Below are 24,342 nucleotides of genomic sequence, written 5' to 3' on the forward strand. Positions count from 1 at the left end.
GCTGGAAAAATTACTATAAGTCGCCCGAATCAGGGGCCGAGAAATAGCTTAACTTAGGACTACCAGTAAAATGGTCAATATAGAATCGGACTAACTCAAAACGGTCAACTTATTTTAGGACGGTACACTCCGCCCAGTGGGAAGAGTAAAACGGACGTTTTTCTGAACTGCGGCCGTGTAGGAGGGAAGGGCCGGGAACGGGCCTTTTTGCGTTCAAAGAACCCGTTCAGTTTAAACGTTCAGCATTTTTAGTTGAGCTTGAATTTAATTGAACGGTTTTTGCCCTTGTGATAGTCTCTTCATTAATTTGGAACAAAACAAGCAGAATCTTTCTGGCCAATAGAAGGTAATATATTAGCGCTCTGCGTCGTGCAACTGGATGTGATCGATGTATTTCAACGTCCCAACCATGAATGTGACTGGCTCGGAAAGTTGCTTGTGGACGATCTGATTAAGATAGACAATATCATTTACCCAATTGATCTCAGTGTGGGCGTTAATATAATGCAACTCACTTTCTCTGGAGTTAGCCCTTTGTTTCCATAACCATAACTGACAGGCGACTCATTGTGCTTCATATATGTTCGCTTAATGACAATTTTCTATTGAACGCATAACCGCTGTGTTTTGGGTTCGGCCCAGACAGAATTGGCCAATGGAATCCCAAAAAACCGATCATTTGTGATGGGCGGAACAAAAATCTTCACACAGTTATACAATGGAGAAATGAATACATTCCCAAAAAATAGTAGTCGACCAACAAGTGACATTTTTAGATTTTTCCAATGTGATAGAATGGCTTGTCATAGTAAATGTATGTTAACATAAAAAATAGTTATACAACTTCTTTAACAAAATAGAGGCTGTATCTAATTTTCTGCTAAAACCGTTTTTGCATTATTCCAAGATTGCCCAGCAGTAAAAATTTACGCATAGAATGAAATTTACGTTAAATGGTCTAAGCGTGAAAATCAATATTAAAGCGAAATCTTTTTTTGAGAAACGCAAGAGATTTGCACAAATTATTTTGTACAAGATTTGTATACGTTTGAAAAAGGCGTAATTTTGAAACACAAAAGCATTCAAAAAGCAACCAAAAGGTAATAAAACAAAACGCCCCACCTGTGGTAAGGTGAGGCGCTGACTAAGGAACTGAATTACTCGTGTCGATGGTAGGACATCAACATCGAGAAAACAGTGCGTATCACGCCAAAGCCCGTTTGGATCAATGGCTGATACTTTTTGGACCATCTTAGTATTCGCTGTACGAAGGATGGTTTTCTCGCTCTCTGCATGGTGGTACATGTTTTGAGTGTGAAAAAAAATGCCTCAACCTCCGGTGAGGCTTCGGGCTGGTCGGCTGGTGGTACAGCTGATCAGCAATGCTAAAATACAATGAAATATAGATTTAACCCTTCAATGCGCTCGTGTTGAAGGGTTTTCTTTTAAAAGATTTCGGTAAATGACTGATGGCCAGGCGCATATCTTTTACTTGGCTTAATACCCGGTGAATTGTTCGGTCAATTTCCCGGCTCTTGTCGAGGGTTTTGCACCCCTTGGAATGCTCAATCATGAAATTTATTCATGGCTTCGACTTTTGTTGTTGACATCGCTTACGTCTGCGTCGACCTCTCCCGCGCTTCATGCTGGGCAAGGGCTTCATCAAATACCAATGCCACAGTGTTACCTTCATGCTCTGAACATGTTGATGCATAGCAAATGATACAATCTTTGTATGGCTGTATTTGACGCAATAAACCCACCAACCGCGCAGCCCTCGCCTATAACTCGGCATGAGAGGTGAGGGCTGAGCGGATAATATCTTGATTGAACTGAAGCCAAGTAGCCTTTTCCGAAACCCATGCTCTATCTCCCGGCATGGTTTTCAACGCGTGTTCCGCATCCGGCAAATCGTGCTTGGTCATTTGGCTCCTCTAAGCTGTTTGAGTGCTTTGTCAGCTTTTCGTTGAAGTCGTTCCAACCGGCGGGGGGTAGCTCGGTCAAGATGCGCCGTGTCGTCACGCTCTAGCTGGTTGGTTGTGTGGTGATGTGTGGATGATGAATTGAAGCCTGGCAATGGCATAGCTGCGATTGCCGCTGTAAAAATGAAATTTGTTCACTTCATTCTCTTGTATGTTGGTGTGGTTATTCGTAATTCTGTCTTATAACATCTTTACAAGGGGGTCCTTTAATAAACGTTAAATTCAGTTCATCTGCATTTTTCTAAGTGGTAGCCGTTTGATTTTGGGCTGAAGTGCCAATGTCAACCCCGCGTAGACGGAGATACTTATACAGAGTGGTTTTAGAAATGTGTAATTCGCGGGCTATTTGTTCGACCGAGTACTTGGCTTCTTTGTACAGACTTTCACCAATGCGGGCTTTCTGCTCACCGGCTTTGGATAGCCCTGTGCGTCGGCCTAAGAGTTGACCCCGTCGCCGGGCGGAGGCTAAACCGGCTAAAGTCCGCTCCCGAATTACTTCCCGCTCGAATTCAGCTAGACTGGCGAAAATGCGAAAAACGAGCCGACCTTGCGCCGTGGTAGTGTCGATGGGATCGTTCAGACTCACTAGCCCAATATGTTGTTGCTCCAACTGAGTAACGATCTCAATCAAGTGATTCAGGGAACGGCCCAGTCGATCCAGTTTCCAAATCATCAATGTATCCCCCTCCCGGATGATTTCAAGAAGCCTCTTTAATTCAGGCCGTTCGGTTTTAGATCCACTAACTTTTTCCTGAAAGATTTTCGAGCAACCAGCGGCATTAAGGGCATCAAGCTGAAGGGCCAGATTTTGATCTTGCGTAGAGACGCGGGCATAACCTAACTTCATGACGTACTAGTGTCTATCTCACGTCAAGGACGTGAATGGGAGAAATCTATTGTCGATCCAGGAAGCAGGTTGTTGCTATTGAAGGTACAGAATTATCAGTTTATAAGGCTAGAAATGATCCCTTTAAGTTTTTTTAGAAAGGGGCTCACCTTTAAATGACTAATCTGATTGATTAATCATCAATCACGTCTGAAACCGTTCACGAAAAGGTTGCTTTTGCGGTACACTTACTAGGATAAGTACAAAAAAGTTTATTATCTACTATGTATTTCCCCTATGGCTGACATGGCGGTAAAATACTATTTGACTTTTAATTATTGGACACCGGTTAGGGGCTTGCCATTTTCTACTTTGTAAAGTCATTTCTTCAATCACCGTTTGTAAAATGGCATAAAGGTGAGTTGTCTTTGTGAAAAAGCCTCTGACAGAATCAGCCCTTTTGCCATTAAAGCGGTAAACTAAAAAGACATGCCATTCAGAATGTCTTTTTAGTTTACCGCTTTACCACTTATACTTAAGCCAATTCGACGTTGACTGCCTTTAAGCATGTATAAAATTCTCGACAAGGCTTATTATAGCGGATCGCCGACCCACTGGTTGAATGCGACCAACAGTGCTCCGCCCAGAAGGAGCGTGGGGAGACTTTTGCATTGGATTTGATTGGTTTAAAATGGATCAGCTTTTGGCAATGGACGTCCAGCCCTGCTTTTTTGCCGGAAAATTTGTTGGGAAAACAGCACAGATAAAGTGCAACTACAGCCTGAAGAAAGGCCTTCCTGCGGGCGATACCGAATCAGAAACGGCCTTCTTGGGCCGGAGGAATATTCTGGTTTACCCGGAAAAAATTAGTTGGGTCATATATGGCTTTGATCGCAGCTAACCGCTCGTAGTTGGTGCCGTAGGTGGCCCGGATGCGGTCATCGCCTTCTTCCATCATAAAATTGACGTAAGCCCCACCCGCGCTGTGGGGATGCAGGGCCGTCCAGTAGTTTCTGGTCCAGGCAATGAGTGCATCTTTGGTTTCCGGATCGGGGCCAACGCCTGCCATCACCATCGCCCAGGTTGCGTTTCGGTAGTTCCAGGCCGTTTCGTCATTACCAACACGGGCAGCCGCTCCGTTGATCGGATAGAGATGCATCCCCGAAAAAATAGTTGGTAGCTGGGCCGCAAATTGTATATGCAGATCAATGGCGGCATCGCTCAACTCATTGACATAATCGGCTTTCCAGTACCACTGCATTCCGCGCTGGAAAAGACCGTCGAACATGGTTTGCAACACTGGTACAGGCAACGTACCTACCAAGTCGAGAGACGGGGTTTTAAATGCCCGGATCGGTTCGAAAACAGCCTCTGCCTTGGCTGGGTCGCCAGTGTAGCACCACACGATGCCACACATCCGCTTCATGTGTAGCTGTTCGGGGAATGGATCGCCCGGTGGCACCATCAAAAAGGCGAAGAAGCCGTTTATTTCGTCTGGTGCCTGCTTGATAAACTGTTCGTACCACTGCATGACTTCTTTGGTGTCATCAAGTTCCCAGAACATCGGCCCGCCATAGACGGTGCTGATGGGGTAAGCCTTGAACAGAAAAGAAGTAACAATACCGAAGTTGCCGCCCCCGCCCCGGATTGCCCAGAACAGGTCAGGGTTTTCGGTGGCCGATACGTTCACCAACCGGCCATCAGCCAGCACTACATCAGCTTCGAGCAGGTTGTCGATGGTCAGGCCGCACTGACGGGTCAGGTGACCGAGCCCACCGCCGAGGGTAAGCCCACCGATGCCCGTTGTGGCATTGATACCGCACGGAACAGCCAACCCATGTGCGTGCGTAGCGGCATCCATATCGCCCAGCAAACTGCCGCCCTGCACCCGAACCGTGCGACTGTCTGGATCAACATTAACTTGATTCATGAGCGATAGGTCAATCACCAGCCCATCGTCGCAGGTGCCAAGGCCCGCTCCGTTATGGCTGCCCCCCCGCACAGCGACCAGGAGACTATTTTCGCGCGCAAAGTTGACGGCAGTTACCACGTCGGCAGCATCGGCGCAACGGGCAATCAGGGCCGGGTATTTGTCGATCATGGCATTATGAACCTTACGGGCTGCGTGATAGTCGACATGCTGAGCGTCAATGAGTTGCCCGCGCATAGCGGCTTTGATTTGAGAAATAGGCGATTTGGCTACCATATGTGATGGAAGGTTAAGGGTGAAAGGAAATCGATGGCAAAATGTCTGGCCATCAACGAGGTCGGGGAAGAGGTATAGGAGATTGGTAATTGGGAATGCGTTGCCTCCGGATTGTCCAAATCAGCAACCTGATGGAAGGCTTCAGTAAGCCTCGTATGTGAGTAGATTGGTTCACGTAGGCAGTTAATTTTAGAAGTCATTGGAGCGCCTAATCGTCCGAAAAGTAATGGGTACTCAACGGCCGTGCTGACTTGTTCGACCGAAAAAGTAATTAGCCTGTCAGACATGGCAACAGCTACGTCCAACGCCGTTTGTCGGCGATAAACGGCATCGCCAGGTTGCAGAATTCGATTACTGTTTGACGATCATTTTTTCCGTTGCGGTTGGTTCTGAAACGGCAATCACACGGCCAGATAGGGGCGGTTCGATGCGGATTGTGTCGGTATGACGGGCATCCAGCGTGCGTAATTCAATGGTATATAGCCCGGCTGGTAGTGAGGCCAGATCGAACTGACCCGCATAGAATCGTTTTGGCTGCAATTCGTCAAGTAGAATGGTTCCCTTCCTGTCCCGTATTTGTAGTTGAACAGAGCCGCGCCCCTGGTTTTCAAAGCGAATCCTAACTACCAATGAATTCGCAACAGGCGTGATAATTGCCCGCAAACTGGCGGGTGGCTCAGTCAGCACCGACTGACCGGCGAAAGTCTGGGCCTGGACGACTGGCGAAAACAGCCCAATATGGAGCACCAGTATAAAAACAGCGCCCATAAGATAGCGCAGAAAAAGGCGGTTCGTTTGCATGACAGTAGTTGTTTAGAAGTTGATTTACTCATCCGGTTCCGAGCCCAGTGGGTGAAGTAAAGGTATAGGGCCCGAAAAGGCTTGCGCTTGCTTATTCGTCCGATGTTGCCAGTTGACCGACACATCGTGTGCAATACAGGTCGAGTGACATTAAGTAACCGTTATTGGCGTTTGTCGCTGCCGAACGGTACTGATCATCAAAAACAAACCATTCAGCTAAAAACTTGATATAGAATAGCTTATTCCTAAAAACGACCGTACTTTTCGACCAAATAAATTCTCAATGATACGTTGGTTCGAGTCATTCTTTTCAATACGAGTTCGCCCTTGGCTGGTGCGACATTTGTTGTTCTGGCTGGTTGTGATGACCGGGCTATCGTATTTAGCTCATGAACTAATAAGGACACCGGGTCGTGACTGGCTGAAGGAGACGGCGATTTTGTGGCCTTATACTCTATTCATCACTTACCTGGCTTTGTATTGGCTATTACCCCCGGCTTTAGGGGGGCAGTATAATCGGTTCGTGCTCCGGACGGTGATATATCTGGTTGGCAGTTGGGTGCTTATTGGGCTCTACCGGGGTTATATACTAATTCCGCTTCAAACCGGTAAGCTAAGTCTATTGCCAGCTTACCAGGCAACAATTGGATTGTTAGACTGGTACATTGCCTTAATGATTGCGGGCGTGGCAGCAGGGATCAACCTGTACCGATTCTGGTATCGTCGAAAGCAGGCAAACCAGCAACTGACTCATGAAACACGGCTGATAGAATTGCAGGTGCTGAAGGCGCAACTCCATCCGCATTTTTTATTCAATACCCTCAATAATTTGTATTCGCTGACGCTCAAACGCTCGCCTCAGGCTCCCAATATGGTCCTGAAATTGTCAGACATGTTGCACTACATGATTCACGATTGTAATAAGCCAGACGTGTCCTTGATGAAGGAAGTACTTTTTCTGGAAAACTACATTGAACTCGAAAAGCTACGCTATGGCCGCCGGTTAATCGTTTCGATGACAGTTACAGGTGAAATTAGTACAAACCTGATTGCGCCCTTACTGCTCCTTCCATTCGTAGAAAATGCGTTCAAACATGGATCGGCTCAGCAAACGGGTCAGGCCCACATACAGTTAGCGCTAATTATGACTGGTCATGCAATGCTGTTTAGAATTGAAAATAGCAAAGATCGAAAAGCAGTAGCCCAGACTTGGCAAAACACAGGCAGTATTGGCCTGGCTAATGTCCAGAAGCGACTAACGCTGCTTTATCCTGAGGCACACAAATTAGTCATTCGCCCTGAAGTGGAGCGGTTTGTTGTTGAGCTAAGGATTCAACTCGATCAAAAAGCCGGATTGATTCAACAGTCACAATTAGCCCGAAGCCCGCTCTATTAAAACATGGTACTGCAACGACCTGCCAACCGATTTATTCGTCACCTGCTATTCTGGGCAGGGGTGACTCTTTTCTTTTTTATCGGCTTTTTCACCCAGCCAGAAGCCTATTCTTTTGATCCCATCCCTTTTTTGGTCGAACTATTTTTTGCTAGCCTTTTAACCTTTTTGTTCTACACGTACACGGTGAACTATGGTTTATTACCTCCGTTATTGAGGGGGGCATATGGTTGGTTTGGGGTGGGTTTACTAGCTCTGAATATACTGGCTTCGCTATTGTATAGCACTCTGGGATATGCACAGCAATTCTTCCTGCGTTGGATAGGTCATGATCCATCCCATTTTGCAACTACCATTGAGCTCACTAACCCATTTCTAAGTCCTATTTTCTTTGAAAGCAACTTAATTGCCGGTTTGATGGTTGGGGCCAAGCTTTTTAACCAGTGGCGACAGAAACAGCAGGAAAGCCAGCGGCTCGAACGCGAGAAAATTCAGCACGAGCTTCAACTCCTCAAACTGCAATTAAACCCCCATTTCCTGTTCGGCTCTCTGCGAGTCTTGCACACGCTTACGCAGCAACAGTCTGTACTGGCTCCGGGAGTCGTGCTTGAGCTCGCCCACTTTCTGCGCTACGTCCTTTACGAAAGCCAGACCGACTGGATGCCTCTGTTAAGAGAAACAGAATTCATTGAACACTACGTATCACTACAGCGATCCATTCACCCAGTGGGACTGGAAGTATCGTTTTCTGTTCGGGGTATTCCAGGTAAGCGGGCGGTGGCGCCCCTTTCGTTGTTTCAGCTCGTTGAACAAGCATTTCGTCGGCTCCCGACCGAACAGGCTAACCCACAGACCGACGAACCTTTCTGGATAAGCATTGATCTAGCCATGACTGAAACACAAGTAACGCTGAGAGTTATTGATGGACAGATGGATAAATTGACCGATAACACAAACCAACTTGCTGATATACAGAAACAATTGTACTTTCACTACGTTGATTGCTATGACCTCCAGGTACACGCAGAATCCGACGCTTATATTGTCACGCTGACGCTCCCCATCTTGGAATCACCCACATCGCTAGTCAGTTAATATACCAAGCCTCAATCCTCAGCCGACTATGACACTACGTTGCTTGATCGTTGATGACGAACCACCGGCTTTAGATGTACTGGAGCTCTACATCGAATCGGTAGAGGGGCTGACCATGGCTGCCCGCTGCGAAAACGCCCTGCAAGCCTTTCAGGTGCTCCAGCAGCAACCCATTGACCTGCTGTTTCTAGACATTACGATGCCCAAACTGATCGGCACCGATTTTCTGCGAACGCTGCGCAATCCACCCCCGGTCATTATCACCACTGCCTACCGGGAATATGCCCTTGATGGCTACGAGTTAGACGTAATCGATTATCTACTCAAACCCATTCCCTTCGACCGGTTTTTGCGGGGGGTTGGTAAAGTGCTCAAAACAATGGACACGCCAGTGACGTCACCCATCCCCGCAAAGGAACCCTTTCGTTCCACTGAAACCGGATTTCTGTTTTTCCGGGCCGACCGTAAATTAGTGAAGGTGATGACCAGAGAGATTCAATACGTAGAAAGTCTGAAAGACTACGTCCGGATTTTCACGACAACCGGTAAGCCCTTAGTTGTCAAGCAAACTATCAGTGCACTTGAAGTGATGTTGCCCGCCGATCAGTTCGTACGGGTACATCGGTCATTTATCGTAGCAGTGGCCTCTGTTTCGACCTATACACCCCGGCACGTCGAGGTTGCGCGGCAAGAGTTACCCATCGGTCGGTTGTATCAAAAAGAGGTAGAGCGGGTGCTGGGGGTTAGTTGAGGCAGCCATCTCGCCAGAAACACAAGAATCTCTTCAGTACCCCATGCCTGTAGTTTGTGAATAGGTAAGGGTGGGGTCATCGGCCATTCATTTGCCCCACTAGGCGGACTATCGGACGGGTCATAGCCGTTTTTGGGACGAAAACGGGTGACAAATGTTATTAATAAACTTTACATTTCAATATTAGTGAACAATTTATTATAATGAGACTCGTCCTGAAATCATTTACTAAAAAACTTGGCCAAATAGACGCTATTTGTTGAGTGGAGAAATAGCCTGACTCTTGTTTTTAGTTTCTGAAAGCGTTCACGAAATGATTCATTTACGCAACCGGCTATCTAGTAATATAGGAGATTGACTCACGACTTCCAGATCCGCAAAGGAAGCATGCTGGGGGTGCAACAACAGATTGTAAGATATCTCTAAGATGACCGAAGGCACCGCTATAGCTAAGCAAAAAGGCGCTTGCAGCCATTCGGTTAGTATTGTTTGCGTTTCGCCTAAAGTGCCACTTTTCCAATAAGAGGGTAGCTTGGCAGGATCAAGCCAAAAGACGTTGTCGGCTTCGTCAGGCAAACGCAGGGTAGTCAACCACAGTTGAGGCAGTTCCCCTAAGGTTAAGGGAGGCAAATGGACCAACGTTTCCAGCAAGGCCAATTCGGGTGTACGACTGGTGTAAAGGATACCAATACCTTTGGGATTCCAACGGCCACCATGTCGATGGCTTCCCACCACGGATAAAGGCTCCCGATGATAAGGATCTTTGTTGATGCGATAGACTTCCATTCACTTACCCGGCTATACCCCATTCAATACGGCCCAGTACATCTTCGGCCAGTGAGAAACCCGATACCGTATCCAACACGGCTAAAGGAGATTGGGCTATTACGGCCAGCTCATCATTCGACAAAGGAGGGGTCGTTGCTTTAGAAGCTGGCTGAACGGGTTGAGTAAAGCTACCCATATCTCGAAGAGAGCCCGGGGGGATTACCTGTTGGCTTAGGTCCGTCTCTGGCCGGTAAGCCAATTCAGCCAGTGGCGTGCGTAGCCAACGTGCCAACAGCTCAACTCGCCCGTCAAAAACGGTAAGTCCTCGTTGAACAAGGCGCTCCAGCAGCAAGAGTCGTTCGCTCGCGGCCAGACTCAATCGTGCCGCCGTCGCTTTCCCATGCAGTCCCCTGATGGACATATTCAGGATACGGGCCATTTCTTTATCGGTGAGACCCACCAAGCGAGCGACTTCATCGACGCGTCGACGCAGAACCCCTTGCCGGGCTTGACTGATAATGCTGGTAACTGGCAGAACCGCTTGCATAAGCTAGGCATGAATGTATAGTGCAAAACTACAAAATATAAATGGCAAATTTGCACTAAACGTTTCTCCTCGTGTGCACAAATCAAACAGAATAGGCTATCTGTATGAATCATCATCTTTTTACCATTAAAATGTCGGTGTTTGACTACCCAGCTGAACGTCGGCACAACATAGATTCAGTATCCAGATCGGCTCCTCAAATTTGGGATCGGTAGTTGAGAATTGAACATCTAATCTAGCAGAAGCCATACAGGAAAGGTAGTATTTTTAATGTACTAAAAATTGACGGGAGTTATTGACTATTCCTTGTAAAAATACAAGTAAAGGATTTAATGATTTTGTTCACGAAAACGCTTGCCCGAATGAACGCCACTTTTTGTCGGTGACATAGACGGTTCGGAAGGGCCAATACCAGAACCGTTTGGGAAAACGTTTTCAAATCGAACTTTTAGCAACTGTTAATCCACTCAAGTAGTCCCATACTGACCCCTGATAAGTAGAGAATCCAGCTCCCTGTATTTTCCTAATTCACTCTTGATCAACCACTTATGCCTGCTACTGTTGCCATCGTTGATGACCACCGCCTATTTCGGCAAGCGTTGATTGACTTAATACGCCATTCGGTTGGGTATAAAGTGCTCCTGGAAGCAGAAAACGGTAACGATCTATTAAATCAACTTCTAAGGGCTGACAAAACTCCTGACTTAGCTCTGGTTGATTTACATATGCCTGGTATGGATGGATTTGAAACAACGGCTCGATTGCGACAACTCTATCCAGCAATTCGTGTGCTGATCGTTACCATATCTGATTTAAAAGAAGATGTCATTCAGGCAATACGTAGCGGAGCACATGGTTACCTGGTAAAAGGTCAGCCTGATGATTTGCTTCAAGCAATGCATGATGTGGTAACGAAGGGCTATCATTTTCCAATCTCCTTAACTTCTTCGAAAGGCGATGGTCAGCGTAGTAGCTTAGAAAAGCTTCAAAAGGCGGAGGACCAGTTGACAGAACAGGAGATGTCATTTGTACGAATGGCCGGTAGCGAAATGACTTACCGGCAGATCGCCGATAAACTGGATATACCGCTGTTTACGCTGGAGCAGTACCGCGAATCTGTTTTTGTCAAGTTGAAGGTACGCTCTCGTGTGGGATTGGTTTTGGAAGCGCTGCGTAGGGGCTGGATAACGTTGTAGTCTCTGCTAATTGACAACTACATCCTTACTCACCAACAGTTCCCTTTCTGCTTTATGCTCAGGAATAATCAGGCTTCTTTAAGTTTTGCCTTCACTAATTTCTGCTGATTGTCCACCAGCGGCTGGGCACTTAATTTGATTAGTGCACTTTACGATTCAACTCATTATTCTTGCCATTACTAGGGGGTGGCCAACATTCGTACGAAATGTTCCATCAGGTCAATTCTGCTAGTAAAAGAACTCAACATGGGTTGACTGAAAGATTACTTTAATTTATTGACCGACTTTATTGCCTAGGAAACGGCTCAAATGTTATCAATTTTCTAAACCTTGGCTCAGTAAAGAAATCGAACGTTTCCTTTACTATTTAATTAATTGGCACATTTCTAGGCGCTTAGCTTTATGAAGATTATTTCATGGAACATTTCGTACGAATGTTGGCCACTCCCCAAACATGTTGAAATTAGAAAATCTTTACTATTATGAATTCATTTATTCAATGACTTCACATCGAAATAGACTATAAAAAAAATCATTATATACTTCAGGCTCATCTCTTAATGACATACATTCCACGCAATAATTAAAATAATTAAGATAATGATTTAACTCTGGTAGTTGCTTAATAATTAAACATGTATTTTTTGCGGATTCAGTTAAGAAACTTACATCTGTAACAAAAGAGAACTCTTCTTGAGAAGATATATAAATTTCTAAACAACTAGAAAGATAAGTAGCTCGTTTAAAAGCTTGTTCTTCTGTATAATCTAACTTATAATTAGCGTCCCTATCAGGAGCTAACTCACTAGCACCTATAGTAAGTAATTTTACAATCGAACTGCTTTCACTCGACATTATACTATCAAAATCTTTTATTTTTTGTATGTACCTGTTGAGATTTCTTGCAAATCCAATGCCAGCAAGTGTACAATCGATAAGCGTTAAATACCAAAGTAAAATAAAAATTTTAAGTTGGAAACTGTTTGCTTCGTCTATTTGTGATATATGTTTTGCTATACTCAATAAAGGTTGGCTTCTTGAAATAATTGTATTTGCTTTTTCTTTTAAGTAAGAAGCAAAACTATTTATATCAGAAAGCATTGAAGCTACAAGCAAGAATACTTCCCTCCATTGATCGTTTAAAATATAATCAAATACTAAACCTTTTAATATGCCTTCATGAATATTATCAACTATATATTTGGCTACGAAATATTCATGAATTGTTAAATGAGAAAAGCTGTAAACCCCATTAGACCGCATTACCCAGATACCATGCTGCGCTTCTATAGAGTTTATTATATTATTATTCTCGTAGTCAAGTATCTCTTTATTAAGGTAATCTACACCTAATATAAATTTATCTACTAACTTAATTAAATTTTCTTCTTTTATAAAAATTTCATTTTTTTTGAATGTTTCAAAAGCTATTTTACTAAATAAAGATTCTTTCTTGGTTACAGATAGGTTTTTATATATTTCATCTCTTTTAATTCGTCTTGTATCATCCCAACCTTTAAGTAATACACGAATAGCTTTATTATATAATTCTGCTCTATTTTTTGGAAAATCTTTTTTCTCTTCATAATAAATACAAATTAATGTTAGTAGCAGTGGTAAAGATGCTAACTCATGAAGCTGAGGTGTGTTTTGTAGCTTTTCCCAACACGTAACTCCTGTATAATAATTATCATAAAACCAATTATCTATAAATTTTCTTATCTGATTCGGCATAAATTCAGCAAGTTCAACAGATGTAAATCTATCAAAATCGTAATTAAATGCCGCTATTCTGCAACTTATTACATATTTGTTACCATTAAATTTATTAGTAAAGTTAATGATCGATTTCGTGACTATTTCTTTGTTCTCTTGGTTAACTTCGTCAAATCCATCGAACAGAATTATAAACTCTCCTTGTAATAATTTATGATTGATGAAATCAATAGAATCCTCAAATTTACAACTGCTTAGTTCTATCGATATATAGTCAATTAAAATTTTTATAAATTTATCAGTTTTAATATCAATTTTTTTTAAATCGACTGTAGAGATGTAATCTGAAAAATCCTTACAACTTACAAATATTGGTAATTTTATATTCTTACGATCAGGCTTTAGATTTTGTAACGTTATATATTTTAAAAGAGTTGTTTTACCTGCTCCTGGATGGCCTAATAACACAAATTTATCTAGTTTATCCAGTATTTCGCTTATATCTAAAAGTTTTCTTTCATCCAACCTAATCCTTTGATTTCTGTCAAATTTTTTTTCTAAATAATTTAATGAATACCATAATTGATTAGTGTTTTTTTCGCGTATGTAAGCACGAACGTACAAATCCTTTAAAGGAAATGGTCTCATCCCAAAAATTTTTATATAATTATATTTTGTATATACCTCTGTAATGTATCTTTCTAAACCTAAACTGAAAACATCATACTCTTTCGTTTTACGGTTTAACCAGCCAGATATATTTTTCCAAAGCTCTTTAGAAAGAGCACTTGCAGCACTTTTCACTAGTTCTTTACTTGTATCATCTAAGTCAGGTATTGGTAGTTCCATTTTGATTTTTAGTATTATTGTTATGCATTATTCAGTTATTGATGAGCTTTTACTTTTTCTTGTGGAACACCTTTTAATCTTAGACGGAATTTTAAAAATACATAGATCTACCTCACTTTTATCAATTTTCTTTGTGTAGTGTACTAATAATCAACCTTTTACACATTTGACATTGCATGAGTTACTGAGTTAGTTCATAGCTTGTAAAAACACAAATGGAGATAAAAATTACTGATATATGTTAGTGAACGGTTGCTTCGTTACAAATCTTGAACGGTCGTTTAACATTCGTAACAAAGTATGTATTGCTCCTATATTGGTGGTCTAATTCACTTTTTGATAGAAAGCCAGCCACTATCCTACGTCGCCTATTATCGAGTGTCAACCAAACAGCGAGGTCAGCGTACGCTGGCCTCGCTGTTTTATCGGTAACCAGGCGCAACTAGTGCTTTGCCAATTTAGAGGTTAGATAAAAGTAGTTATCTTTCCGACATGGGCCAAATCGCTAAACTGTTTGTGCTGTCGGAAGCCGATCTCACAACACTTGATCAATTTGTTCGTAAAGGCAAAGAATCAGCCCGCAAGTTGACCAGGGCTAGAGCCTTGCAGTTCTCCCATCAAGGCCAACACCCCCAGCAGATCAGCCAATCGCTGGGTATCAGTTTGGCTACGGTCTTTAACTTACGCAAACGCTATCGAGAAGAGGGTCTGCAAAGAGCCATTAGTGAGAAAGCCCGACCCGGTCAGCCCCGCAAAGTGACTCAGCAGGTAGAAGCTCACATTACTCAACTGGCTTGTAGTGAGGCTCCTGACGGCCGTACTCGCTGGACAGCGAGCCTGATCAATGAGCGGTTAGTCAGACTTGACATCCACATTGATGATGAATCGGTGCGCTTGGCCTTAAAAAAAGCAAACTCAAGCCCTGGCTCAAAAAGCAGTGGTGCATCGGGCAGGTAGATGGGGAGTATCTGGCCAAAATGGAGAACGTTTTGGCCGTTTATAACCAATCACCGCCACCAGGCCGGGCGCGATTATGTTTTGACGAACGGCCGTGTCAATTGCTTGATGATATTGTTGCTCCCCCATTGGTCAAACACGGAAAAGCAGCTAAAGAAGACAACGAATATATTCGGCAAGGCACAGCAGTAGTTCTATTAGCTTACGATCTAGACAAAGGCCTACGTTATACACAAACGCGAAAGCAGCGAACCAAGGCGGATTACGCTCAGTTTATGCACCAAGTCGTGACTACTTATTATGCTGACGTTGAGTATATTGACTTGGTTCAAGACAATCTGAATACGCATAAGTACGGCTCTTTTTATGAACATCTGCCACTGAGCCAAGCCCGCGGTTTAACTCGCAAGTTGGCCTTTCACTACACCCCCAAGCACGGTTCATGGTTGAACATAGCGGAGATCGAGTTTTCAGCCTTAGCCCGTCAGTGTCTGAATCGACGGATTGGCAGTCTTGAGGAAATGGCTCGTCAGGTTGAGTTATGGGCTACTGAACGCAACAAACGGGCGGTTAAAGTGCATTGGAGTTTTACAGTGAGTAGTGCCGAGGACAAACTCAAAAGCTGGTATGAGAAAGTCAACCCAATGAACAAACCAGACTTATCTAACCTCTAAATTGGAAGAGTACTAGTATAAGAATTTATCTAAGTCGAGAGCGGTAACCGTAATAGTCGTCCTCAGCTTCAAGAAGCGTTGGCTCATGCGAAACAAAATAAAGCCTTGTGGGTGTAGGTTTGGACAGAGCCGGGCCGCCGGTGCGGTTCGACCCCAGTCAAAGCATCGGTAGCGTTGGGTACCAGCGCGGGTAGTGCCATATTGTTTGACGTGTTGGGTTTGTCCACAATGCTTATAGGAGACTGCTTCTAAGACCATTCACAAAGATATCTATATACCACTACCTAAAATTTAGTAAGCTATACTGAAGCTTTACAATCGAAATATCTCTAAGCGCACCGCTTGTAACACTAAGCTAGATCGACTTTTGACATTTAATTTTTGAAAAACAGCTTCCCGGTAACCATCTACAGTTCGGGGGCTTACACACATTCGGTCAGCAATCTCTACATATGTTAGTTCTTCACAGGCTAGCCGAATAAAAGTTAGTTCTCGTTCGTTTAAACCCAGCTCTTGAATTGGGTCAATAAGTTTATCTGGGTTAAGACTTTTTATTAGTCTGTCAGTAACGTAATCCGTATAGTAAAACCCTTTTTGAGTTATTGCATCCAATGCCTTCTTTAATTCAAACGGTTTGCAATCTTTAAGTAGATAGCCCCTCGATCCATTTCTAAGCATTTTTACAATGAATTCTTCTTTGTCATTCATTGTCAGAACTAAAATCTTTACTTCAGGATAATTATTTTTCAGCCAGAGCGATGTTTCCACGCCGTCCATCTGAGGCATGTTGATATCTAGAAGTACGATTTCTGGCACTTGATTCAGATTAAAATTACGAATCAACTCTAAGCCATTTGCTACTTCATACATTACCTCATATTCTTCCAAGTTATAAATTAAGCCGGTAATAGCTTTAGCGATCAACTCATGATCATCCACAATAGCAATAGTGTGTTTCATAGGGTTGGATTAGTAATAGAAATAACCACACTCGTTCCATGACCTACAGCCGAATCGAAGGCACAAGAACCACCAATAAGATTAATGCGACGATAAATGTTCCGCAGGCCGGCACCAGATTGGTTTATTGGCTTTTGAATTATCGACAAGTAATCGAACCCTTTGCCATTGTCTTGTAGAGTTAGATTAAACAAATCTGGTTCAAAATTTAACTGGATGGTTATTTGCGTTGCAGCAGCATGTTTAATGGTATTCTGGATAAGTTCTTGGACTACCCGATATAAAACAATCTCTCGCTGGAAACCGAGTGAGAATGAGGTACCGCTTACATTTATCTCAGTTTTATAACGGCCCGTATTCCGGATTCGCTTTAATTCCTGTGCCAAGCTGTCCTGCAAGCCAAAATCCTTTACGAAATCACCATCAAGGCTTTTGGTTAGAGCTCGTAGTTCGTGAATTGACTGCCCAACAAGTTCATTGGCTTGCTGGATATTTACTATTTGAGGTGAAGGTATACCAGCTTCTTCAACAATATGCAGATTGATGCGTGCAATCGAAAGCAATTGACCGATATTGTCATGTAATTCCTCACCAATTTGCTGCATGGTCATATTTTGAACTTCAAGCTGCACGTGCAAAATAGCTTGTTCATAGGAACGTTGAAGTTCCGCTTGCTGAAGTCGGTTTCGTCGCTGGCGTGCTTTGAAAACCAAAAGAAATATAACAACCAGCGCTCCTAACACTAGCAACAATAGGGTACCAATTAACCCGACTAGGAGTAACTGTATTTTTTCCGGTTGCATAAGGCAGCGGCCACATAAGCAGAATAGAGCAATACGTTTAGGATTGGCATGATCACCCGGTAAAGTTGTTTCGCTAAAGGTGCGTCAGCTTGCCGAACTAAGGCATATAGCCCCATTAGAAAGAACGTTCCCAGACAAAAAAACAAAAAACCAACACTAATCCAAAACTCAGGAAGGCGTGTGGGTTCGGTTATCTCCTCAGTATGATAGAGTTCGTAGAAGTAATAACTAACCAGTACAGTTACTAATCCGCAACGGAGCAGGAAGTCATAACTATAAACGAAGAAATTGTCTAACCATAATTCGTTCAGCAAGCATACTGCAGCGAAAGCAACACCGCTAGCGTAAGTCCAGTGACGCATTCGGTGGTTTGTTACAACAGGTCCCAAAACCATTAATAGGAACCCATATTCAATAGGAATAATGATATGATAGAGAAACGTGTAATCATATCCCTGGCTTCCCATATACCGACACACTAATTCCGACAGTAAGTTTAGCAGCAGGTAAACCCATTGCCAGCGTAAACCAAGTCGTTCGTTATACCACCGGATACTACAAAATAAGCAGGCTATCAGATTTACAGAATAATATAAAATGTAGAGTGCCATAGAGCACGAAGTCTTCAGTTATTTTAATCATCTAAAACAAGTCTTAAATAATTACTTAAATAGCCTATCCTAGGTTTCGGTTGGCGGTTCACCACAACATTCGAAAGTAACATTATCAAATAAAGGCTGACGATTAGCTCCCAAACCGAATAGGACAACAGAAAGAAATCCATCTCCCTCTGCATCTCCCCCATCTACAGTAAATAATATTCGTATTTTTTCACATTCGGGATTATTTATTAGCGCAAGCATTTTCTCAATAGGAAAATCAAAACCCATTTGCAAGTTAAGATCACCACGACGATACTGGTACGTATACTCGGCTAGAATAGAGTTACGAAACCGTTGCACGGCTTCATTAATTTCTCGCTGGGTCTGGGGACATTCGACATCCTCGTCTTTCGATAATAGAATAGTGTTTGCCATAAAAAAGTTAGTTAATAATGAGGAAATACCTATCACATAAACGAGCGCAGTCACCAACAAAATGCTAGTAACCTGCTCAGCAAAGAACCATAACCATATTAACTATAGGAATCAGAAAAGCCATTTTCAACTGGGAATCATTCGACATAATTTTGTAGATGGTATTTTTTATCAAATCTGGTAATAGATCCACCATTTAACAGTTGATATACGATTAGTATTATTTGATCACATCTAAAGCGATAACAATACCATTCCATCGCTTACCACTATAAATCCATCGATCTCCATGTTCGCCAATGGCCCAATCCCAACCCGTTGCATAACCGATATTAATGTTATTGAATCCGATCATTACGACTCCTCCAAACGAAAAAAATGGCTCCTTTCGAGAAACCAATCTCAGAATACGTGTATTGGTAGACGTAATATCTGTAACACCCGTACCCAGCATTACAGCAGGCGCTACAGAGAATTGATTAGTATTACGTCCGAATGCATCTTTTACAACTCTGAAACGATTGTAATTAAACTTATATCCGAAAGCCAAACCTAAATTGATACCTGCCTCTGCCTGAGTAGGAAAGGAGTCTATAGCTGCCTGAATCTGAGAAGCAGTGTAAGTTGCAGGATAATACGATATATCTCGTTGCGATTTAGGCCTAATTTTTAGCGTTACGTTAATAGCTTGCAACACAAATTTACCATCACCATATTGAAATACTTTTTTTGGATTTGAATCAAGGTCCGAGACCGTATAAAATGGTTTGCCATAAGATTGCACACCTACAGGTACGGCTGTTGATGAAGGTAAAAATTGAGTATAATCTATTTCCTTATTTGTCGGAATTATAACCTGTATTTGAGGCTTAAAATTACTGGGTATTGCGCTGAAGAGAAGATGATCTGATTTGTCCATGAAACTAGTCTCTGCTGGTTTATCGGATTCGAATATTTCTAGCTCTTTGGTTGTTACACCAGCCGCAGACGTTACCTGCGCTACTCTATAAAGACGATTACCCGTGTAAACACGTTTGGAAGTGCCACAAGACATCATCAGAGTCAATAAACATACCACACATAGAATACGAATTATTTTATCCATTATCGTCATGGTTATGGGGTTTGTCGACCTCTACGTTTACATCCTGAAAGCCATGCTCAACTGATGCATTAATCACTAATTCAGCAATGTCAGCAGCACCTGGAACGCGAATGATCCGTATTGATGAAACTGTCTGACTAGCCGGGTCATATTCTGGACTTGGCCCATTGAGAATTGTTGCTACGGCTGCTGTTTGTCCAGCGTCTAAATTCGGAATTACCACATCCTGCCCAGATCCGAATTTCATATGCAGTATACCCTTGCTAATCAGTGGCCGCGTGTCAAAAGATATCCTGTAGGAAAATATTGGAATTGCCATAGTTGTTTATGATTTCAAAAAAGACAATGTTTATAACCGATCCTTACTGGCACAATATTAGTTGAAAGAATCACTCACATTCAGGGGAAAAACCCCGTTTTAGAAGGGGATTAATACCGTTTTCATCATTGTTGACCACGAGCAATAACTATGCTTTTACATGTGATTGGCTAGGTGGATGAAATTTTAGCAGAATATGATAAATAGGCATGTGTTACTCATAATTATATTTTTACACTAAAAAACAACTATTATCAGTCTAATTCATCCTGAATTGTAAGGTAACAGAACCGCACAAGACTAGACCGGCTTAAATGGTTATTTACTGCAGTACAATATACTTTTGTCTGTTTTCCATATTCCAAAGAGCGAAAGTTGTGTTAGCCCCCTATTAACTGGACAGATTTTCTGAAAAGGTTGTGTCGTAAACTACCTGTGCTTCTTCCCATTTTTGATGGGGTGTTACGACGCCAATCGAACGGTGTAGCCGATGCTGCGGGGCCGCCCGTGCGGTTGTAATGGAAAAAATAACGGCCTAGCATTGCTTTGGCTTCGTAATAGCTGGCAAACTCATTTCGTTCGATGACATCATGTTCCAGAATACTGTGAAACGCTTCAATATACGAGTTCTCTTCAGGAGTGGCCACGTGCGTGAATTCTTGCTTGATCTCGGAGCTTTTCAAAAAGTTACGTACCGAATGAGCGATGAATTGGCTGCCATTGTCATTGCGCAAAATGACCCCTTTCAGTTCATGGCTCCGGTTTATGCGTCGAAAAAGATTGATTAAGTCGGTTTGACAAATGCTGCTTTGAAACAACCAGTCCAGAATTTTGCGGCTGTACACATCAATGACACTCAGCAGATAGTAATTCCTTCGTTCCCCCTGTATCCAGACATATTTGATATCCCAGCACAGGTATTCCAAAGGCTTGGTCGCTTCAATGCGTCTGAATTTAACGAACTCCCGTTTGCCGTCGGTCGGATCACTTTACCTAGCAATAAATTATGCTCCTTCATTAGCCGATACACCGCGCGGCGGCCGCCTTTTTCTTGTTGATCAAGTATTCTTTTTTCAATTCATACGTGATGTATTCATAACCGATGGCATTGAACTCAACATTCAGTAATTGTCGTATACTGCTCACTACCAGTCGGTTGTCGACCCGCGATCCATCCAGTCTTATAGTCACCTGGCTGGGTCGTGCCCCAGGCTTTCCTGATTGAGGTTGGTAGTAAGACACGCTCCGTGGTAGGTCGAGCCACTGGCATAACAGGGTACGACTTACCTGATTTTTGAACTGCTCCATGAGTATTAACTTCTCTTGGGTTGAATAGGCGTTTTTTTTAGCAGTTCGCTTTTGATTTCCAGTTTAAGCGCTTGTTTTGCTACAATCCGCTTCAGGCGTTCATTTTCCTCTTCGAGAGCCCGCAGTTGGGGATCGAGACGTGCATAGGAATCTTTCAGGCCTTCTTTGCCTTTGCTCAAATATTTCAATCGCCACCTGCGCAGCAGCGAAGGGGATAGGCTGTACTTGCGAGAAGTCTCGGCATGGCCGTCCCGGATGGCTTCCTGGACGATGGAATAACGATCTTCGGGAGTAAAACTCCGCCTTATTTTGCTCATGATTTCTGAATGTAAAAGGACTAAACTGTTTTTGCAATTTTGTCCAGTCATTCAGGGGGCTAAGACAAAGTTTTTATTACGCTTATAGTCCAACATAGATACTATCATTGGTATAGGGCTTCGATGTGTTTAGACGGATTAAATAATATATACGGGAAGTTGGGCCAACATAGGATACTCTCTTTTACCGTGAATCTCTACTCACTAAAGGGGAATTTCCTCGTACTCAAGAGCTTGTCGAACTTATAGCTTTGCAAGCAACAAGTATAAGTCTGAATTTCAAACATTTATCTCACATTCTTACTATTAAACCGATGAAGAAGCCTATGTTTTTAACAGTAGCTATAGGACTGCTGTTGTACACAACATCTATGACATTAGCTCAAGATGATCGCTCACCTGCATCTCACAGAAGAGCAGAAACTGGAGGTGGTGGACCTTCCACTAATGGATCATCTGCCAGTGGATCGTTGAATACTGGAGGAGGGCGTGGAGAACTACGTGGTGTGCCACAAACTGGAGGAAGACCGACAAATAGTGAAGGGATTCCGCTAGGCCCATCTGGTAAGCCTATGCAATACAATACAGACTTTCCAACAAGAAGTGCTGCTAAAGATGCTGCTAGACAAAATGGTAACGGCGCACCGATACAACATAATGGTCATTTTCATTCCACACAGAATGGAGATAAGGCGCCTGGCCAACATTACTCTTATCCAAGTGGTGGTGGAAACAATAGACCAACCAAAAACTAGACTCTATTCAAAAACAGCCCCGGTTATACGGGGCTGTTTTTAGTTCTTCAAAATCAATGATTCTATGTAACATAGTTCTATTCATAAACTTGGGCTCTTTGCAGAATCGTACATAAAACCTCATGGATCAATAACAGCGATACCTAAATTTAGCAAAACCCGTTACTACAAAGCCAATTATGAAATTTGATTACGCGAACGACACTATAAATCGTTTTTAAGGCAAATTAAACCACAGTTAAGATGCGTCTGCCACTTTTCAATTAACCGACCGTTAAAATGAAAATTATTCATGTAACAGATTGGCTATTAATATTTTAATTGCTGTATAATATAGTATTGTACCAGTTATACTAAATACCCGAGGGTAATGCGTGAGGGGCTAAACTCGACGCGCTGAACCTGCAAATCAGGCAAGGCTAAAAGCTGTTCGTAAAAATCGGTTTACTGCATTTTCCAAGTTAACCACAGTATTTGTTAGAGTACCAAAGGTTTTATGAGAAAGCCCTAATCTAATATAGGACATAAAATCAACCTATATACTTTTTAAAACTGGCAAAGTAATCTCTATAAGGGTCCCAAAACCTGGCGACGTTTTTAGTTGTAATGAACCACCTATAAGTTCGACTCGGTTTTGTATATTTCTAAGTCCAGCTCCTGAAGAACTTAGACCTCGGTTTACAATATCCTGATAATTAAATCCGATTCCATTATCTTTTGCTAGCAAAGTGAACTGCCTTGGATCGTACTTTATCATCAATTCTACCCTGTCTGCTTCTGAGTGTTTTATAGTGTTATTTAGAAATTCTTGAACTACTCGAAACAATATAATCTCTTGATGTGTATCAAGGATATATATATCACCTTCTGTACTAAAATTTGTTTTATATTTTCCAGTATTACTTAACCGCTCTAACTCAAAAGAAAGACTTTCAATTAGTCCAAATTCCTTAACAATATTAGCATCAAGACTTTTAGTTAAGTCCCTTACACCCTTAATTGCCAATTTAAGCACCTTATATACACTATTTATTTGTTCTCGTTGTTCAGTTGAATGAGATATTTCATCTAACACATTAATATATATAATAGCCAGCGATAATAACTGGCCAATATTATCATGGAGTTCATTTCCAATTTTTTGTAGTGTTTGATCCTGTATTTCAGACTGAGCTTGTAAAATCTCTTTACTTTTCTGAAGTTCAGCAATCTTTAGTTTATTTGTTAATTGCTGTTTTTGAAAAAAAAGTATAGAGAATATAGTAAGTGATATGAAAAATATCACCAACAAAGTACTAAAAAGTACTTCAAAAACTATCGATATTGTTTCGTTGGATACGGGCATGAAAGAGCAATAATGTAAACTATGTAAGTGAAAAAAGCTAAAACATTACGCATTGTATTTACAGGTGGAAATGGGAAAACTATATTATCTCCGTAAGAAAGGAAAATAACATAAGCAAACAATATCAACTCACCACCAAACCGAATTAATAATCCGTAAGCTACCCAAAATATATATTTACCTGTTATATTTGTATCGACTTGAGAACTAGTTATCATTTTATAGATAAATAATGAAGATAAAATGCTTAGCATAATGTCCTCTACAATCAAATCTACTAAGCCAATTAGACCCTCATTATAAGCCAAAACGTCCACTAAAACTACCAATAATATATGCAAATATACCGAATAAATTAATACCTTTTTTAACTTATCACTATCTGAAAATAGGTACAAAATCGCTATGTATATTGAATACTCAATAACAACTTTCACGGACTGTAAGAACCAGAACCAGTCAGCCCACTTGAATGTAAGGTCGAAAATATATGGATATAATATAGATACAATCAGTAACAAAGTTTTTCTCGGAAACTTATTTCTATTTTTAATATATACTAATATTACAGTAATTTTGAAAAAAGCCTCAAACAGACTCCAGTTATCCATACGCGCTCAAATGCTTTCAGT

At 42.2% G+C, this 24,342-nt stretch carries 23 protein-coding genes; 7 read left to right on the top strand and 16 right to left on the bottom strand.

Features of this window, described 5'->3' with window-relative positions:
- Positions 1 to 2,223: 2,223 nt before the first annotated feature.
- The 3 genes from ACYVJM_RS30705 to ACYVJM_RS30715 all read right to left on the bottom strand — a co-directional run bounded on the left by ACYVJM_RS30705 (position 2,224) and on the right by ACYVJM_RS30715 (position 5,815).
- The gene (locus ACYVJM_RS30705; protein ID WP_461151950.1) at positions 2,224 to 2,829 is read right to left on the bottom strand and encodes a recombinase family protein; all 606 of its coding nucleotides are present in this window, start codon (positions 2,827 to 2,829) and stop codon (positions 2,224 to 2,226) included.
- A 793-nt stretch (positions 2,830 to 3,622) separates the two neighbouring features.
- Positions 3,623 to 5,014: an FAD-binding oxidoreductase gene (locus ACYVJM_RS30710; RefSeq protein ID WP_461151951.1), complete on the bottom strand. Its 1,392-nt coding sequence runs from the start codon at positions 5,012 to 5,014 to the stop codon at positions 3,623 to 3,625.
- Positions 5,015 to 5,365: 351 nt separating this feature from the next.
- Positions 5,366 to 5,815, bottom strand: coding sequence for a hypothetical protein (locus ACYVJM_RS30715; protein ID WP_461151952.1), 450 nt, complete (start codon positions 5,813 to 5,815; stop codon positions 5,366 to 5,368).
- A gap of 283 nt (positions 5,816 to 6,098) precedes the next feature.
- On the opposite strand from ACYVJM_RS30715, the gene ACYVJM_RS30720 reads away from it, so the two are divergent.
- Genes ACYVJM_RS30720 through ACYVJM_RS30730 form a run of 3 tightly spaced genes read left to right on the top strand, consistent with a single transcriptional unit; the run spans position 6,099 to position 9,054 of the window.
- A complete protein-coding gene (locus ACYVJM_RS30720; protein WP_461151953.1) occupies positions 6,099 to 7,211 on the top strand; it encodes a sensor histidine kinase in 1,113 nt (370 codons plus the stop codon).
- 3 nt (positions 7,212 to 7,214) lie between these two features.
- On the top strand, positions 7,215 to 8,303 hold the full coding sequence (locus ACYVJM_RS30725; RefSeq protein WP_461151954.1) for a sensor histidine kinase: 1,089 nt from the start codon (positions 7,215 to 7,217) through the stop codon (positions 8,301 to 8,303).
- Positions 8,304 to 8,331: 28 nt separating this feature from the next.
- Positions 8,332 to 9,054, top strand: coding sequence for a LytR/AlgR family response regulator transcription factor (locus tag ACYVJM_RS30730; RefSeq protein ID WP_461151955.1), 723 nt, complete (start codon positions 8,332 to 8,334; stop codon positions 9,052 to 9,054).
- Between the two features lie 318 nt (positions 9,055 to 9,372).
- Here the strand turns inward: ACYVJM_RS30730 and ACYVJM_RS30735 are convergent, their stop codons facing one another.
- Positions 9,373 to 9,840, bottom strand: coding sequence for an RES family NAD+ phosphorylase (locus tag ACYVJM_RS30735; protein WP_461151956.1), 468 nt, complete (start codon positions 9,838 to 9,840; stop codon positions 9,373 to 9,375).
- A 4-nt stretch (positions 9,841 to 9,844) separates the two neighbouring features.
- Positions 9,845 to 10,369, bottom strand: coding sequence for an antitoxin Xre-like helix-turn-helix domain-containing protein (locus tag ACYVJM_RS30740; protein ID WP_461151957.1), 525 nt, complete (start codon positions 10,367 to 10,369; stop codon positions 9,845 to 9,847).
- A 548-nt stretch (positions 10,370 to 10,917) separates the two neighbouring features.
- On the opposite strand from ACYVJM_RS30740, the gene ACYVJM_RS30745 reads away from it, so the two are divergent.
- A complete protein-coding gene (locus ACYVJM_RS30745; RefSeq protein ID WP_461151958.1) occupies positions 10,918 to 11,565 on the top strand; it encodes a response regulator in 648 nt (215 codons plus the stop codon).
- A gap of 492 nt (positions 11,566 to 12,057) precedes the next feature.
- Here the strand turns inward: ACYVJM_RS30745 and ACYVJM_RS30750 are convergent, their stop codons facing one another.
- On the bottom strand, positions 12,058 to 14,130 hold the full coding sequence (locus tag ACYVJM_RS30750) for an NACHT domain-containing protein (protein ID WP_461151959.1): 2,073 nt from the start codon (positions 14,128 to 14,130) through the stop codon (positions 12,058 to 12,060).
- A 492-nt stretch (positions 14,131 to 14,622) separates the two neighbouring features.
- On the opposite strand from ACYVJM_RS30750, the gene ACYVJM_RS30755 reads away from it, so the two are divergent.
- Together ACYVJM_RS30755 and ACYVJM_RS30760 are read left to right on the top strand one after the other, a co-directional pair.
- Entirely contained in the window at positions 14,623 to 15,087 is a 465-nt protein-coding gene (locus ACYVJM_RS30755; protein WP_461151960.1) for a helix-turn-helix domain-containing protein, read from the top strand.
- Positions 15,075 to 15,761 (top strand): IS630 family transposase, encoded by a 687-nt coding sequence (locus ACYVJM_RS30760; RefSeq protein ID WP_461151981.1) that lies wholly within the window; start codon positions 15,075 to 15,077, stop codon positions 15,759 to 15,761. The genes ACYVJM_RS30755 and ACYVJM_RS30760 overlap by 13 nt, the downstream gene beginning before the upstream one ends.
- Before the next feature lie 312 nt (positions 15,762 to 16,073).
- On the opposite strand, the gene ACYVJM_RS30765 is transcribed toward ACYVJM_RS30760, so the two are convergent.
- The 8 genes from ACYVJM_RS30765 to ACYVJM_RS30800 all read right to left on the bottom strand — a co-directional run bounded on the left by ACYVJM_RS30765 (position 16,074) and on the right by ACYVJM_RS30800 (position 21,610).
- Complete coding sequence (locus ACYVJM_RS30765; protein WP_461151961.1) at positions 16,074 to 16,721, bottom strand: response regulator; 648 nt, start codon at positions 16,719 to 16,721, stop codon at positions 16,074 to 16,076.
- A complete protein-coding gene (locus tag ACYVJM_RS30770; RefSeq protein ID WP_461151962.1) occupies positions 16,718 to 17,524 on the bottom strand; it encodes a sensor histidine kinase in 807 nt (268 codons plus the stop codon). Before ACYVJM_RS30770 ends, ACYVJM_RS30765 begins: the two co-directional genes overlap by 4 nt.
- 680 nt (positions 17,525 to 18,204) lie before the next feature.
- On the bottom strand, positions 18,205 to 18,561 hold the full coding sequence (locus tag ACYVJM_RS30775) for a hypothetical protein (RefSeq protein ID WP_461151963.1): 357 nt from the start codon (positions 18,559 to 18,561) through the stop codon (positions 18,205 to 18,207).
- Between the two features lie 220 nt (positions 18,562 to 18,781).
- Positions 18,782 to 19,666 carry a hypothetical protein gene (locus ACYVJM_RS30780; protein ID WP_461151964.1) on the bottom strand — a complete coding sequence of 295 codons (885 nt, stop codon included), beginning with the start codon at positions 19,664 to 19,666 and terminating at the stop codon, positions 18,782 to 18,784.
- Positions 19,659 to 19,985 (bottom strand): hypothetical protein, encoded by a 327-nt coding sequence (locus tag ACYVJM_RS30785; protein ID WP_461151965.1) that lies wholly within the window; start codon positions 19,983 to 19,985, stop codon positions 19,659 to 19,661. The genes ACYVJM_RS30780 and ACYVJM_RS30785 overlap by 8 nt, the downstream gene beginning before the upstream one ends.
- Positions 19,986 to 20,365: 380 nt before the next feature.
- Positions 20,366 to 20,911, bottom strand: coding sequence for a transposase (locus ACYVJM_RS30790; RefSeq protein ID WP_461151966.1), 546 nt, complete (start codon positions 20,909 to 20,911; stop codon positions 20,366 to 20,368).
- Between the two features lie 91 nt (positions 20,912 to 21,002).
- Positions 21,003 to 21,293, bottom strand: coding sequence for a hypothetical protein (locus tag ACYVJM_RS30795; RefSeq protein ID WP_461151967.1), 291 nt, complete (start codon positions 21,291 to 21,293; stop codon positions 21,003 to 21,005).
- Between the two features lie 5 nt (positions 21,294 to 21,298).
- Complete coding sequence (locus ACYVJM_RS30800; protein WP_461151968.1) at positions 21,299 to 21,610, bottom strand: transposase; 312 nt, start codon at positions 21,608 to 21,610, stop codon at positions 21,299 to 21,301.
- Between the two features lie 251 nt (positions 21,611 to 21,861).
- On the opposite strand from ACYVJM_RS30800, the gene ACYVJM_RS30805 reads away from it, so the two are divergent.
- The gene (locus tag ACYVJM_RS30805; RefSeq protein WP_461151969.1) at positions 21,862 to 22,365 is read left to right on the top strand and encodes a hypothetical protein; all 504 of its coding nucleotides are present in this window, start codon (positions 21,862 to 21,864) and stop codon (positions 22,363 to 22,365) included.
- Between the two features lie 535 nt (positions 22,366 to 22,900).
- Here the strand turns inward: ACYVJM_RS30805 and ACYVJM_RS30810 are convergent.
- Both ACYVJM_RS30810 and ACYVJM_RS30815 read right to left on the bottom strand, forming a co-directional pair.
- Positions 22,901 to 23,710 carry a sensor histidine kinase gene (locus ACYVJM_RS30810; RefSeq protein ID WP_461151970.1) on the bottom strand — a complete coding sequence of 270 codons (810 nt, stop codon included), beginning with the start codon at positions 23,708 to 23,710 and terminating at the stop codon, positions 22,901 to 22,903.
- A complete protein-coding gene (locus tag ACYVJM_RS30815; RefSeq protein WP_461151971.1) occupies positions 23,680 to 24,147 on the bottom strand; it encodes a hypothetical protein in 468 nt (155 codons plus the stop codon). The genes ACYVJM_RS30810 and ACYVJM_RS30815 overlap by 31 nt, the downstream gene beginning before the upstream one ends.
- Positions 24,148 to 24,342 lie beyond the last annotated feature (195 nt).

The sequence above is a fragment of the Spirosoma pulveris genome, assembly GCF_054781875.1.